The following is a 13,603-nucleotide window of genomic DNA, read 5'->3' on the forward strand; positions in this document are numbered from 1 at the left end:
GTCCTGATGACTGCCACCCTCGTCGCCAAGAACCTCGCCGCCGGGCACGGTGACCGCTCGCTCTTCTCCGGGCTCGACCTCGTCGTGGCGCCCGGCGACGTGATCGGGCTGGTCGGCGCCAACGGCGCGGGCAAGTCCACGCTGCTGCGGATGCTCGCCGGACTCCTCGCGCCCGAGCAGGGCGAACTGCGCCTGTCCCCGCCCACCGCCACCGTCGGCCATCTGCCGCAGGAACCCGAGCGCAGGCCGGGGGAGAGCGTGCGGGAGTTCCTGGCCCGCCGTACCGGCGTCGCCGAGGCGCAGCGGCTCATGGACGAGGCCACCCAGGCGCTGGTCGACGGCGCGCCCGGCGCCGACGACGCCTACGCGGTGAGCCTGGAGCGCTGGCTCGGCCTCGGCGGCGCCGACCTGGACGAGCGCGCCGAGGAGGTCGCCGACTCGCTCGGCCTCGCCGTCGGCCTGGACCAGCCGATGACCTCGCTCTCCGGCGGCCAGGCGGCCCGCGCCGGACTCGCCTCCCTGCTGCTCTCCCGCTACGACGTCTTCCTCCTGGACGAGCCCACCAACGACCTCGACCTCGACGGCCTGGAGCGCCTGGAGCGGTTCGTCACCGGGCTGCGCGCGGGCACCGTCCTCGTCAGCCACGACCGCGAGTTCCTCACCCGCACCGTCACCAAGGTCCTCGAACTCGACCTGGCGCAGGGGCGGATCAGCCTCTACGGCGGCGGCTACGAGGCCTACCTGGAGGAGCGCGAGGTGGGCCGGCGGCACGCCCGCGAGGAGTACGACGAGTTCGCCGACAAGAAGGCCGCCCTCCAGGAACGGGCGCAGACCCAGCGGTCCTGGATGGACAAGGGCGTCAAGAACGCCCGGCGCAAGGCGGGCAACGACAACGACAAGATCGGCCGCAAGTTCCGCAGCGAGGCCAGCGAGAAGCAGGCCGCCAAGGCCCGGCAGACCCAGCGGATGATCGAGCGCCTGGAGGTGGTCGAGGAGCCGCGCAAGGAGTGGGAACTGCGCATGGAGATCGCGGCCGCCCCGCGCTCGGGCGCCGTGGTGGCGACGCTGCGGGACGCCGAGGTCCGGCGCGGCGACTTCACCTTCGGACCGGTCAGCCTGCAGATCGACTGGGCCGACCGGGTCGCGGTCACCGGGGCCAACGGCGCCGGCAAGTCGACCCTGCTGGCCGCCCTGCTCGGCCGGATTCCGCTGGACCACGGGCACGCGGCCCTCGGCTCGGGCGTGCTCGTCGGCGAGGTCGACCAGGCCAGGGGCCTGTTCCACGGTCCCGAGGCGCTGCTGGACGCCTTCTGCGCGGCCGTCCCCGACACCGAACCGGTGGAGGTCCGTACCCTGCTCGCCAAGTTCGGCCTCAAGTCGGACCACGTGCTGCGCCCGGCCGCGACCCTCTCGCCGGGCGAACGCACCCGCGCCGCCCTCGCCCTGCTCCAGGGCCGGGGCGTCAACCTCCTCGTCCTGGACGAGCCCACCAACCACCTCGACCTGCCCGCCATCGAGCAGTTGGAGTCCGCCCTGGACGCCTACACGGGCACCCTCCTGCTGGTCACCCACGACCGCCGCATGCTCGACGCGGTCCGGGTGACCCGGCGCTGGGAGGTCGCGGCGGGCAAGGTGACCGAGCGCTGAGGCGCCGCGCCCCGGGGAGGTGCGGCTCCCCGGGGCGCGGCGCCCTGGCGGGTCAGGTGGTGGGCAGCACCTTCCAGGAGCCCGTGCCGCTGCCGCGGTCGCTGTAGGGGCTGGTGGAGACGGCGTACTTGGCGCCGCCGCCCTGGGCGGAGCGGCCGTTGGTGTCGAGGAAGCCGCCGTTGGCGGAGCCGTAGTCGTTGAGCAGGCGCACGATGTCGTCGGTGCGGATGCGGCCGTCGTTCGGCGCGGACCGCACGCCGAAGATGTGCCACTTGCCGGTGCCGGGACCGCGGTCCTTGGTGGTGGTGGCGGAGACCTTGTACTTGGCGCCCGGCTGACCGGAGACGCCGTTGGCGTCGAGGTAGGTGTGGCGGCTGCCGTACTGGTTGACGAGGTAGACGACGTCACCGCTGACGACGCGGGAGCCGTTGGCCTTGCCGGTGGCGGAGACGACCCGCCATTCCGAGGTGGCCGGGCCGCGGCTGTTGGGCCGGTTGTTGGTGCTCACGTTGTAGGTGGCACCCGGCTGGTTGGCGACGCCGTTGGTGTCGAGGTAGCCGCCGTCGCCGCCGTACTGGTTCTGCAGCAGGATGATGCTGCCGTACGTCAGCTCACTGCGGGCCGCGGCGCCGGTGGCCGTCGTGGGAGCGGCGAACGAGGCCGCCGCGGCGGCTACGGCCGCGGCGGCCGTGCACGCCGCCAGGCGCTGCTTGGTAGTGCGGAACACAGAGTCCTCCCCATTGCTTCGCGTGCACGTCACGTGCACAGAAGCGAGTGTGGAGGGGGCGGGTGGACGCTGTGCCCACTTCGTGTATTTCCTCGTCCTAAACCCACCGATACGGGGAAAAGTCTGTTTCGGCCGCCGTCCACTGGTGCGCGAGACGCGGAAGGGCCGGAGCCACACAGGCCCCGGCCCTTCACCGACGACGGGTCAGCGCTGCTTGGGATCGAGCAGGCCCGCGCGGCGCAGCGCGTCGGCCATGGCGCTGTTGGCGGGGGCCGGCGCCTGCCGTCCGCCCCGGTCGCCCGCGCCGCGGCCCTGCCGCTGGCCCTGACCCTGGCCGCCGCCCTGCCGCTGCTGGGGCGGGCGGGCTCCGCCGCGCTGGCGCTTGCCGCCGCCGGGCTGGTCCGCCGGGGCCGCCTCGTCGTCCAGGCGCAGGGTCAGGCCGATCCGCTTGCGCGGGATGTCCACGTCCAGGACCTTCACCTTGACGATGTCACCCGGCTTCACCACGTCCCGCGGGTCCTTGACGAACGTCCTGGACATCGCGGAGACATGGACCAGGCCGTCCTGGTGGACGCCGATGTCCACGAACGCGCCGAAGGCCGCCACGTTCGTCACCACGCCCTCCAGGATCATCCCGGCGGACAGGTCGGAGAGCTTCTCCACGCCCTCCTTGAAGGTGGCCGTCTTGAAGGCCGGACGCGGGTCGCGGCCCGGCTTCTCCAGCTCCTTGAGGATGTCCGAGACGGTCGGCAGACCGAAGGTGTCGTCCACGAAGTCGGCCGGCCGCAGCGAGCGCAGCACCGCCGTGTTGCCGATGAGGGAGGCCACCTCCTGGCCCGTGGTCTTCACCATGCGCCGCACCACGGGGTACGACTCCGGGTGCACGCTGGAGGCGTCCAGCGGGTCGGCGCCGTCGCGGATGCGCAGGAAGCCCGCGCACTGCTCGTACGCCTTGGGGCCGAGCCGCGCCACCTTCTTCAGCTCCGAGCGGGAGGTGAAGGGGCCGTTGGCGTCCCGGTGCGCCACGATGTTCTCCGCCAGCCCGGCCGAGACGCCCGACACCCGGGCCAGCAGGGGCACGGACGCGGTGTTGACGTCCACGCCGACGCCGTTCACACAGTCCTCGACCACCGCGTCCAGCGAGCGGGAGAGCTTCACCTCGGACAGGTCGTGCTGGTACTGGCCGACGCCGATGGACTTCGGGTCGATCTTCACCAGCTCGGCCAGCGGGTCCTGGAGGCGCCGGGCGATGGAGACCGCGCCGCGCAGCGACACGTCCATGCCGGGCAGTTCCTGGGAGGCGTACGCCGACGCCGAGTACACCGAGGCGCCGGCCTCCGACACCATCACCTTGGTGAGGTTCAACTCCGGGTGTTTGGCGATGAGTTCGGCGGCGAGCTTGTCGGTCTCGCGGGAGGCGGTGCCGTTGCCGATCGCGACCAGGTCGACCGCGTGCCGCTCGGCGAGCCGGGCCAGCTTGGCGATGGCCTCGTCCCACTTGTTGGCCGGGACGTGCGGGTAGATCACGTCCGTGTCCACGACCTTGCCGGTGGCGTCGACCACGGCGACCTTCACACCGGTGCGGAAACCGGGGTCCAGGCCCAGCGTGGCGCGGGTGCCGGCCGGGGCGGCGAGCAGCAGGTCGCGCAGGTTCGCCGCGAACACGTTCACCGCCTCGTCCTCGGCGGCCGTGCGCAGCCGCAGCCGCAGGTCGATGCCGAGGTGCACCAGGATGCGGGTGCGCCAGGCCCAGCGGACCGTGTCCGTCAGCCACTTGTCGGCGGGCCGGCCCCGGTCGGCGATGCCGAAGCGGTGGGCCACGATGCCTTCGTACGACGACGGGCCCTCGGTGGGCTCCTCCGGCTCCAGGACGAGGTCGAGCACCTCCTCCTTCTCGCCGCGCAGCATCGCCAGGACGCGGTGCGAGGGCAGCTCGGTGAACGGCTCGGTGAAGTCGAAGTAGTCGGCGAACTTGGCGCCCGCCTCCTCCTTGCCCTCCCGCACCTTCGCGGCCAGCCGCCCGCGCGCCCACATGCGTTCGCGCAGCTCGCCGATCAGGTCGGCGTCCTCGGAGAACCGCTCGGTGAGGATCGCCCGCGCGCCCTCCAGGGCGGCCTGCGGATCGGCGACGCCCTTGTCCGTGTCCACGAACGCGGAGGCCGCCGACAGCGGTGCCACCGACGGGTCGCCCAGCAGGCCCTCGGCCAGCGGCTCCAGGCCCGCCTCGCGTGCGATCTGCGCCTTGGTGCGCCGCTTGGGCTTGTACGGGAGGTAGACGTCCTCCAGTCGCGCCTTGGTCTCGGCGCCGCGGATCCGAGCCTCCAGCTCCTCGGTGAGCTTGCCCTGTTCGCGCACCGACTCCAGGATCGCCGTCCGCCGGTCCTCCAGCTCCCGCAGATAGCGCAGCCGCTCCTCGATCGTGCGCAACTGCGCGTCGTCGAGCGTCTCGGTCGCTTCCTTGCGGTAGCGGGCGATGAAGGGCACGGTCGAACCGCTGTCGAGCAGTTCCACCGCGGCCTTCACCTGCCGCTCCCGTACGCCGAGTTCCTCGGCGATCCTGCCTTCGATGGATCCTGCTTCGATGGACCCGGGTGTCGTCACGATCCCGTACCGCCTTCTCCACTGAGGTTGCGCGGCAATTGTGGCAGGTGACACCGGCGACCGTGGATCAGGGCGCGACGTGGCGTCCCGGGATCCGGTGAGTGTCAGGCCCGGCGCCCGCCGGCGGCGGCCGACGCCCCGCCGAACAGCCGGGCGAGCGCCCGGAAGGGCAGCGTGACCACCGTGGCGATGGCCCCGCCGATCTGCCGCAACACGTCTGCGATGGCACGGAACACGGAACTGTCTCCTCTCGTCGCGGTCCTGCGGACCCGGACCGGGTACCTCGGCGGCGCGTCCTGGAACCCGCCCGGTGACGTCGTCCCCGGCGACGCGGACACGCGGGAGGGCCGGGCAGGACGTGTGTCCTGCCCGGCCCCGGCGAGTCCCGATGCCGACGGCGACTCGCGGATCAGTGCCGGCGGTGGCTGCGGTGATCGTGGTCGCGGTAGTCGCGGTAGTCGCGGTAGTCGCGGCGGTCGTGGTCGTCGTAGCGGCCGTGCCAGTGGCCGTGGCGCCGGCCGTCGTCGCGGCGGTCACGGTCGCGCCGGTGGTCGCGGTCCCAGCGGTCGCCGGGGTGCGCGGAGTGCCGCGCGTCGCCGGAGACCACCTGGTGCGGGTGGGCCACGGGCCGGCCCGCGGCGGCGGCCGGCAGGGCGGCCGCGCCCACGACGGCGGCGGCCAGCACTCCGGCGGCGGTCAGTCTGCGGACAGAGGCGAGAAAGGACACGAGGTCCTCCTTCAAGGGTGTTGTGCGCGTTGGCGACCGGTCGGCCGCACGCCCACACCCTGCAACCCGCGCCCCGCCCGACGCGGAGGACGCACGGGTGGCATTACGGATATGAGAGATTTCTGTAACAGTCGCCTGTAGCAACCATTTATGCCCTGAATGCGCCCTCTTCCTGCGCTTTCACGCCCTTTCACGCCCCCGCGCTCACCCGAAAGTGAGTAACAGCGCACATGCCGTCCGCACGCGCCCGCGCCGGGTTCCTCAGCGATCGAGCGGCCCACCCCGCCGGGCGGCAGTGATCGGCACGCGGTCGCGCGAGCATCGCGCCGTAGTGGCCGGCGTTCCCCACCCGCACACCGGCCAGGCCGGCGGCGCGGGTCACTCGGGCGGTGTCCAGGTGAAGTGGGGGGTCCGGCGGTCCAGGAAGGCGGTGACGCCCTCCGTGGTGTCGTCGCTGGTGCGGGCCTGGTCCGTCCAGTGGGCGTCCCGGTCCGTGCGGCCGTTCGCGAACTCCTTGGCGGCGGCCTGGGTGAGCTGCGAGCGGGAGACCAGCGTACGGGTCAACTCGCCCACCCGCTTGCCCAGTTCGCCCTCGGGCAGCACCTCGTCCACCAGGCCGGTGCGCAGCGCGCGCTCGGTGTCGATCAACTGGGCCGTGAACAGCAGGTACTTGGCGGTGGCCGGACCCACCAGTGACACCAGCCGGCGGGTCGAGGAGGAGGGGTAGACGATGCCGAGCCGCGCCGGGGTCACCCCGAACAGGGCGCCCTCCTCGGCCAGCCGGAGATCGCAGGCCGCCGCGAGCTGCACCCCGCCGCCCACGCAGTGCCCCCGCACCGCGGCCACGGTCGGCTTCGGGAACGCGGCCAGCGCCTCCTCCGCCGCCACCGCGAGCCCCTGCGCCGCGCCGGCCGACCCGCGCAGCGTGGAGATGTCCGCGCCCGCGCAGAAGGTCGCGCCCTCGCCGGTCAGCACCAGCGCCCGTACCCCGGGATCCCGCGCGAGCCCCGCCAGCAGCGGCGGCAGCGCCCGCCACATCCCGGCCGTCATGGCGTTGCGTTTGGCCGGGTTGCCGATCACGACCGTGGCGACGGAGTCGGTGACCTGGTGGGACAGCTGGGGATCCATGCGCCGGATGCTATCCGTCCGCCCCGGAGTTACGACACCGCCCCCGAAGGGGACAAAATGGTGTAAAGCCCTTAAAAAGGTGAGGTCAGTAGCGTCCGTGCGGTGAGCCGACCGAGGAGGTGGCGGATGGCCAGGGTGCGAAAGCCCAAGGACAGGGCGACGTCGATGCGCCAGGGCTTCGGCCTGCTCGCGGTGCTCGGCGTGATCCTCGTCCTCGCCGGACTCGTCGGGCTCGTCTACACCGGGGTCGCCACGCTCACCTCGATGCTGCTGTTCGGCTGGCTCCTGCTGATCGGCGGGATCGTCGGCCTGGCGCACGCGATCCAGGCCCGCGGCACCAACTACTTCTGGCTCGGCGTGATCGTCGCCGCCCTGAACATCGCGGCCGGCGTCGTGGTCATCAGGGTGCCCCACGCGGCCGCCGCCGCGCTCACCATGTTCGCCGCGCTGCTGTTCCTGTCCGCCGGCCTCTTCCGGATGGTCGGCAGCATCGTCGTGCGCGGCCCCCAGTTCGGCTGGACCCTGCTGCTCGGCGTCTTCGACCTGCTGCTCGGCATCCTGGTCCTCGCCCACTGGCCCAGCAGCAGCCAGTACGTCATCGGCGCCTTCTTCTCGCTCGCCCTGCTCTTCGACGGCCTCGGCCTGCTCGCCACCGGCTACGGGGGCCGGCGGATCGTCGGCCTCGTCAGCGAGCAGCGGCAGGCGTGAAAGCAGTCCGACACGTGACGTTGTCATAACCAGTCGGTCGGAAAGCGCTCGATACCCGGCGACTTCTGGTCAGGTGTCCGGACCGGAGCCGATCGTTGCCAACACTCGACGCGTGGCGACAATCGAGCGCGAGGACGGCGACCGGACGAGGGACGACCACGGGGGCGGAGGCGGCCCGCGCCCGGCGGGGGGCGCCGAGCCGGCGCCCCACCCACTGCCGTACGAGGGCGTCTGGCGGTTCACCGCGGCCGCGGTGGACGCCTCGGTCCCGCAGGCCCGGCACGCCGTACGGGACCTGCTGCTGCGCCAGGGCGTACCGGTCTCCGAGGAGGTGGCGCACGGCCTGCTGCTGATCGTCTCCGAACTGGTCACGAACGCCGTGAAGCACGCGGCGCTGCTGTCGCCCGTGCTGGCCGTGGAGGTCGCGGTCGGCGCCGAGTGGGTGCGGGTGTCCGTTGAGGACAACCACCCCTACCGCCCGACGGCCCTGGAGGCCGATCACGGCCGGACCGGCGGGCGGGGGCTGCTCCTCGTGCGCGAGGTGGCGCGGGAGGCCGGCGGGGTGCTCGACGTGGAGCAGACGGCGAGCGGCGGCAAGGTGATCTGGGCCGCCCTGCCGCTCAAGCCCGCGTGTCCCTGAGGCCCGCTTCCGAAGCCGCGGCGCGCGGCGTCACCAGCCCGCGGACGGGCCCGTCAGCTCCCGGACCGCGGGGCGGGCCGCGTCCAGCACCGTCATGAACCAGGCCGAGAACGTGTCCTTGGCGTGCCGCTCGGCCAGCTCCGGCGCGGTCACGAAGGCGGTCGCGGCGACCTCCGCCGGGTCCGGCGAGAGATCCGACTGCACCAGGCCGACGAACAGGTGGTTGAACTCCTGCTCCACCAGCCCCGAGGCCGGGTCCGGGTGGTTGTAGCGCACGGTCCCCGCCTGGGCCAGCAGCGAGGGGGACACGCCCAGCTCCTCGTACGTGCGCCGGGCCGCCGCCGCGAACGGCGCCTCGCCGGGGTAGGGGTGGCCGCAGCAGGTGTTGGACCACACACCGGGGGAGTGGTACTTGCCCAGCGCCCGCTGCTGGAGCAGCATCCGGCCCTGCTCGTCGAAGAGGAACACGGAGAACGCGCGGTGCAGATGCCCCGGCGGCTGATGGGCGGCGAGCTTCTCCTCGGTGCCGATGGTCACGCCCTTCTCGTCGACGAGTTCCAGCAGGATCGCCTGTGCGGCGCCGTTCGACGAGCTCTGCGTCTCGGTGGCAGGTGTGATCGGCATACCCATCCTTCGCCTCGGTCTTCGCACCCCAAGTCTGCCGTACGAATCCGGCACTCCCGGCACTTCCCGGCACACCCGCATGTCAGAGCGTGCAACGGCACCGGAAGGGGGACCCGGTAGATCATCGTGCCCTCAGTCCGCGGGAGGAAATCGTCCGGGTGCCCTCGAACGGTTGAACGGCCGGATCGGCGGGCCGCCGGCGGCTCAGTGGCAGAGCCGCGCCTCGTGCTCCGCGTGCCCGCCCGGCTCCAGTTGGAAGGTGCAGTGCTCGACGTCGAAATGGACGCCGACGCAGCCCTGCAACTCGTGCAGCAGCTTCTCGTGCCCGATGGCGTTGAGCACCTCCGAGCTGACCACCACGTGCGCGGACAGCACCGGCATGCCGGAGGTGATCGTCCAGGCGTGCAGGTCGTGGACGTCCTCCACGCCGTCCAGCGCCAGGATGTGCGCCCGGACATCCGCCATGTCCACGTTCTTGGGCGCCGCCTCCAGCAGCACGTCCAGCGTCTCGCGCAGCAGCTTCAGGGTCCGCGGCACGATCATCAGCCCGATGACGAGAGAGGCGATCGGGTCGGCGGCCCTGAATCCGGTGAGCAGGATCACGGCGGCCGAGATCATCACCGCGACCGAGCCCAGCGCGTCGGCGGCGACCTCCAGGAAGGCGCCCCGCACGTTCAGGCTCTCCTGCTGGCCGCGCATCAGCAGGATGAGCGAGACGGAGTTGGCCAGCAGGCCGATCGCGCCGAACACGATCATCAGGCCGCCGTGGGTGTCCGCGGGCGTGACGAACCGCTGCACCGCCTCGTACAGCACGTAGCCGCCGACGCCGAGCAGCAGCAGGCAGTTGGCCAGGGCGGCGAGGATCTCGGCACGGGCGAAGCCGAAGGTGCGGTTGGTGCTCGCCGGGCGGTTGGCGAAGTGGATCGCGAGCAGCGCCATGCCGAGACCGACCGCGTCCGTCGCCATGTGCGCGGCGTCCGCGATCAGCGCGAGGGAGTCCGCGAGGAGACCGCCCGCGATCTCCACCACCATGATCGTGAGGGTGATGCAGAGCGCGATCCGCAGCCTGCCGCGGTAGGCGGCCGCGGCCGTGCCCGTGGGCGGCGCATGCGTGTGCGCGTGACCGTGATCGTGCCCAGCCCCCATGACGGAACCGTCCTTCCCTGGTCGTCCGGAGGCCCAGTGAACTACGGGCGGGGGGTATCGGGCAACGCGGTACTGAACACCGTTGTCATGTGCCCTGACCTGCGGAAACGATCCGCTGGTCAGAGCGTCGCGGCCTACTTCGCGTGGTGCAGCAGCCAGCCCTCCCAGGCCGAGCGCACCATCTCGCGCACGTCGCGGCGGGCGCGCCAGCCCAGTTCCCGGGCGGCCCGCTCGGCCGAGGCGACCGCGCGCGGCGCGTCGCCCGGCCGGCGGGGCTCCACGACCGGTTCCCGGCGCTCGCCGGAGACCTCGCCGATGACCGTGATCAGCTCCCGGACCGAGACCCCCTCGCCGCGGCCGATGTTCAGCGTCAGATCGCCGGCCGGGGCACCGGCGGCGAGGCGGCGCGCCGCCGCGAGGTGGGCCTCGGCGAGGTCGGCCACATGGATGTAGTCCCGTACGCAGGTGCCGTCCGGCGTCGGGTAGTCGTCGCCGAAGATCCGGGGCGCCTCGCCGCGGGTGAGCCGGTCGAAGACCATCGGCACGATGTTGAACACACCGGTGTCCGCGAGTTCCGGCGCGGCCGCGCCCGCCACGTTGAAGTAGCGCAGGCACACGGTCGAGATGCCGTACGCCCGCCCGGCCGCCCGGACCAGCCACTCGCCGGCCAGCTTGGTCTCCCCGTAGGGGTTGACCGGCGCGCAGGGGGTGTCCTCGGTGATCAGGTCCACGTCCGGATTGCCGTACACCGCGGCGGACGAGGAGAACAGCAGCCGGTGGACGTCCGACCCCGCCATGGCGTCCAGGAGGGTGGCGAGGCCGCCGACGTTCTCCCGGTAGTAGCGGGTGGGCTCGGCGACCGACTCGGCGACCTGCTTGCGGGCGGCGAGGTGGACGACGCCGGTGACGCCGTACTCCGTGAGGACCTCGCGCAGGCGGGAGCCGTCGAGGGTCGAGCCGGTGACGAGCGGCACCTCGGAGGGCAGCCGCGCGGGTACGGCGGCCGACAGGTCGTCCAGTACGACGACCTTCTCTCCGGCGCCGGTCATGGCCCGTGCCACGTGCGCCCCGATGTATCCGGCCCCGCCGGTGATCAGCCACGTCATGGTTCCCCACCCTATGCTCCGCGGGTCCGGCCGGCCGGGCTGGTGGCCGCCGCTCCGGTCGTCCCGCCCGGCCCGGAACCGGACCGGGCGGACGGGGAGCCGACCGCCATGCGGACGCGGCCGTCGCCGTCGGCGACCGGGCGGGCACCCCTCGTCGCCGGTCCCGTACCCGGGTGTCCCGGATGCCCGGGTCTGCGTGCGCGGTTTGTGGGGCGGGGGGAGCATCGCCCATGATGATCGCGGCAAAGGGCGGGGCAGCGGCCGCGAGCCGGGCCGTGAACGGCCGGTGAACGCGGGCTTCGGCTCATCCGATACCCTCTGCCGACATGCCGCCCGGGTGCCGCAGGCAAAGGGGCGCCCCACCATGCAGAAGACCGGCGCCGACGCGCCGGCACCCAGGGAGTGAGTTCGGTTGCCGACCGCCATCGTCACCGGCCAGCCGGTCCCCGGATCGTCGCTCGACAGCGATCTGCGGGCCCTCGGCTTCGACGTCCGGACGGCGGAGAGCACCGCCGAGGCCGAGACCCTGCTCGCCGCCGCACCCGCCGGTGACCGGGTCGCCGTGGTCGACGCCGGCTTCGTCGGCCATGTGCACGCCCTGCGCCTCGGCCTGACCGACCCCCGCTTCCCGCTCGCCGCCGTCCCCGGCGCCGTCACCGCCCAGCCGGCCGCCCGGCAGGCGCTGACCCGCGCCGTGGCCCGCGAGACCTCCTCGGGCGGCGGCACCGCGGTCGCCGTAGGCAGCCTCGCCGACCGCATCGTCACCGAGCTGGACGCCGACGGCAGCGAGGTCCACCGCCCCGAGCTGGGCAGCCTCGTCGCCGTCGTACCCGCCGACCCGCAGGCCCGCAACGAGGCGCGGCAGGCCGTCGCCGCCGTGGACGACGAGGCGGTACGCCTGAAGTCGGCCGTGAAGTCCCGCGACGGCTTCTTCACCACGCACTGCGTCAGCCCGTACTCGCGCTACATCGCCCGCTGGTGCGCCCGCCGCGGCCTGACCCCGAACCAGGTCACCACCGCCTCGCTGCTCACCGCGCTGATCGCGGCCGGCTGCGCGGCCACCGGCACCCGCGGCGGTTTCATAGCCGCCGGCGTGCTGCTGATCGCCTCCTTCGTGCTGGACTGCACCGACGGCCAGCTCGCCCGCTACGCCCTGAAGTACTCCACCCTCGGCGCCTGGCTCGACGCCACCTTCGACCGGGCCAAGGAGTACGCCTACTACGCCGGTCTCGCCCTGGGCGCGGCCCGCGGCGGCCACGACGACGTATGGGCCCTCGCCCTGGGCGCGATGGTCCTGCAGACCTGCCGGCACGTGGTCGACTTCTCCTTCAACGAGGCCAACCACGACGCCACCGCCAACACCAGCCCCACCGCCGCCCTCTCCGACAAGCTGGACAGCGTCGGCTGGACGGTCTGGGTGCGCCGGATGATCGTGCTGCCGATCGGCGAGCGCTGGGCGATGATCGCGGTCCTGACCGCGGTCACCACCCCGCGGATCACCTTCTACGCCCTGCTCGTCGGCTGCGCCTTCGCCGCCACCTACACCACCGCGGGACGGGGCCTGCGCTCCCTGACCCGCAAGGCGCGCCGCACCGACCGCGCCGCCCAGGCGCTGGCGGACCTCGCCGACTTCGGCCCGCTCACCGAGGCGGTCAAGGGCCTCGCCCGGCGGGGCCTGCCCGGCCTCGCGGTCCCCGCCGCCGCCCTGCTCGGCGGCGCCGCGGTCGTCGCCTGCTCGGCCTTCTCCGGGTACGGCTCCGTGGTGCCGGTGATCGGCGCCCTGGTCTACGTCCTCACCTCGGCCCTCGCCGTCGCCCGCCCGCTCAAGGGCGCCCTCGACTGGCTGGTCCCCCCGTTCTTCCGCGCCGCCGAGTACGGCACCCTCCTCGCCCTCGCCGCCAAGGCGGACGTGAACGGGGCGCTTCCCGCGGCTTTCGGGCTGGTGGCGGCCGTCGCCTACCATCACTACGACACGGTGTACCGCATCCGCGGCAACGCCGGAGCGCCGCCGGCCTGGCTGGTGCGCTCCATCGGGGGGCATGACGGGCGCACCCTGCTCGTCACCGTCCTGGCCGCGGCGCTCACCGCCGCGCAGTTCAAGGCCGCGCTCACGGTGCTCGCCGTGGTCGTCGCCCTGGTGGTGCTCGCGGAGAGCATCCGGTTCTGGGTGTCCGCAGGGGCACCCGCCGTACACGATGAAGGAGAAACCGCATGATCGGCCTCGTGCTGGCGGCCGGCGCCGGACGGCGTCTGCGCCCCTACACGGACACCCTGCCCAAGGCGCTGGTGCCGGTGGGGCCCGCGGGCATGGAGGGCGAGCCCACGGTTCTCGACCTCACCCTCGGCAACTTCGCGGAGATCGGTCTGACCGAGGTCGCGGTCATCGTCGGCTACCGCAAGGAAGCCGTCTACGCGCGCAAGGCCGCCCTGGAGGAGAAGTACGGCCTGAAGCTGACCCTGATCGACAACGACAAGGCCGAGGAGTGGAACAACGCCTACTCCCTGTGGTGCGGGCGGGACGCGCTCAAGGACGGTGTGATCCTCGCCAA

General features: G+C 72.8%; 13 protein-coding genes. 5 read left to right on the forward strand and 8 right to left on the reverse strand.

Features of this window, described 5'->3' with window-relative positions:
• The first annotated feature begins 6 nt into the window (after positions 1 to 6).
• Positions 7 to 1,647 carry an ABC-F family ATP-binding cassette domain-containing protein gene (locus tag AB0927_RS28270; protein WP_366670560.1) on the forward strand — a complete coding sequence of 547 codons (1,641 nt, stop codon included), beginning with the start codon at positions 7 to 9 and terminating at the stop codon, positions 1,645 to 1,647.
• A 52-nt stretch (positions 1,648 to 1,699) separates the two neighbouring features.
• Here AB0927_RS28270 and AB0927_RS28275 read toward each other — a convergent pair whose 3' ends face one another.
• From AB0927_RS28275 to AB0927_RS28295, 5 genes are all read right to left on the reverse strand, one after another.
• Complete coding sequence (locus AB0927_RS28275) at positions 1,700 to 2,374, reverse strand: hypothetical protein (protein ID WP_366670561.1); 675 nt, start codon at positions 2,372 to 2,374, stop codon at positions 1,700 to 1,702.
• Positions 2,375 to 2,578: 204 nt separating this feature from the next.
• Positions 2,579 to 4,975: a Tex family protein gene (locus tag AB0927_RS28280; RefSeq protein WP_366670562.1), complete on the reverse strand. Its 2,397-nt coding sequence runs from the start codon at positions 4,973 to 4,975 to the stop codon at positions 2,579 to 2,581.
• Between the two features lie 104 nt (positions 4,976 to 5,079).
• Positions 5,080 to 5,211 carry an LPFR motif small protein gene (locus tag AB0927_RS28285; RefSeq protein ID WP_366670563.1) on the reverse strand — a complete coding sequence of 44 codons (132 nt, stop codon included), beginning with the start codon at positions 5,209 to 5,211 and terminating at the stop codon, positions 5,080 to 5,082.
• 173 nt (positions 5,212 to 5,384) lie between these two features.
• Positions 5,385 to 5,702 (reverse strand): hypothetical protein, encoded by a 318-nt coding sequence (locus AB0927_RS28290; protein ID WP_366670564.1) that lies wholly within the window; start codon positions 5,700 to 5,702, stop codon positions 5,385 to 5,387.
• A 378-nt stretch (positions 5,703 to 6,080) separates the two neighbouring features.
• Positions 6,081 to 6,830, reverse strand: coding sequence for an enoyl-CoA hydratase-related protein (locus AB0927_RS28295; RefSeq protein ID WP_366670565.1), 750 nt, complete (start codon positions 6,828 to 6,830; stop codon positions 6,081 to 6,083).
• Positions 6,831 to 6,956: 126 nt separating this feature from the next.
• Between AB0927_RS28295 and AB0927_RS28300 the strand changes: the two genes are divergently transcribed.
• The gene (locus tag AB0927_RS28300; RefSeq protein ID WP_366670566.1) at positions 6,957 to 7,538 is read left to right on the forward strand and encodes a DUF308 domain-containing protein; all 582 of its coding nucleotides are present in this window, start codon (positions 6,957 to 6,959) and stop codon (positions 7,536 to 7,538) included.
• A gap of 112 nt (positions 7,539 to 7,650) precedes the next feature.
• Positions 7,651 to 8,178 carry an ATP-binding protein gene (locus AB0927_RS28305; RefSeq protein WP_366670567.1) on the forward strand — a complete coding sequence of 176 codons (528 nt, stop codon included), beginning with the start codon at positions 7,651 to 7,653 and terminating at the stop codon, positions 8,176 to 8,178.
• A gap of 30 nt (positions 8,179 to 8,208) precedes the next feature.
• Here the strand turns inward: AB0927_RS28305 and idi are convergent, their stop codons facing one another.
• The 3 genes from idi to galE all read right to left on the reverse strand — a co-directional run bounded on the left by idi (position 8,209) and on the right by galE (position 11,054).
• Complete coding sequence (gene idi, locus AB0927_RS28310) at positions 8,209 to 8,802, reverse strand: isopentenyl-diphosphate Delta-isomerase (RefSeq protein WP_366670568.1); 594 nt, start codon at positions 8,800 to 8,802, stop codon at positions 8,209 to 8,211.
• A 204-nt stretch (positions 8,803 to 9,006) separates the two neighbouring features.
• Positions 9,007 to 9,948: a cation diffusion facilitator family transporter gene (locus AB0927_RS28315; protein ID WP_366670569.1), complete on the reverse strand. Its 942-nt coding sequence runs from the start codon at positions 9,946 to 9,948 to the stop codon at positions 9,007 to 9,009.
• Between the two features lie 134 nt (positions 9,949 to 10,082).
• Entirely contained in the window at positions 10,083 to 11,054 is a 972-nt protein-coding gene (gene galE / locus AB0927_RS28320; RefSeq protein WP_366670570.1) for a UDP-glucose 4-epimerase GalE, read from the reverse strand.
• Between the two features lie 412 nt (positions 11,055 to 11,466).
• Here galE and AB0927_RS28325 point away from each other — a divergent pair, with 412 nt between their 5' ends.
• Together AB0927_RS28325 and AB0927_RS28330 are read left to right on the forward strand one after the other, a co-directional pair.
• Entirely contained in the window at positions 11,467 to 13,269 is a 1,803-nt protein-coding gene (locus AB0927_RS28325) for a DUF5941 domain-containing protein (RefSeq protein WP_366670571.1), read from the forward strand.
• The coding region (locus tag AB0927_RS28330) for a sugar phosphate nucleotidyltransferase (RefSeq protein ID WP_366670572.1) at positions 13,266 to 13,603 on the forward strand (338 nt) is incomplete at its 3' end. The genes AB0927_RS28325 and AB0927_RS28330, both read left to right, overlap by 4 nt.

It is taken from the genome of Streptomyces sp. NPDC048106 (genome assembly GCF_040706415.1).
Classification (GTDB): domain Bacteria; phylum Actinomycetota; class Actinomycetes; order Streptomycetales; family Streptomycetaceae; genus Streptomyces.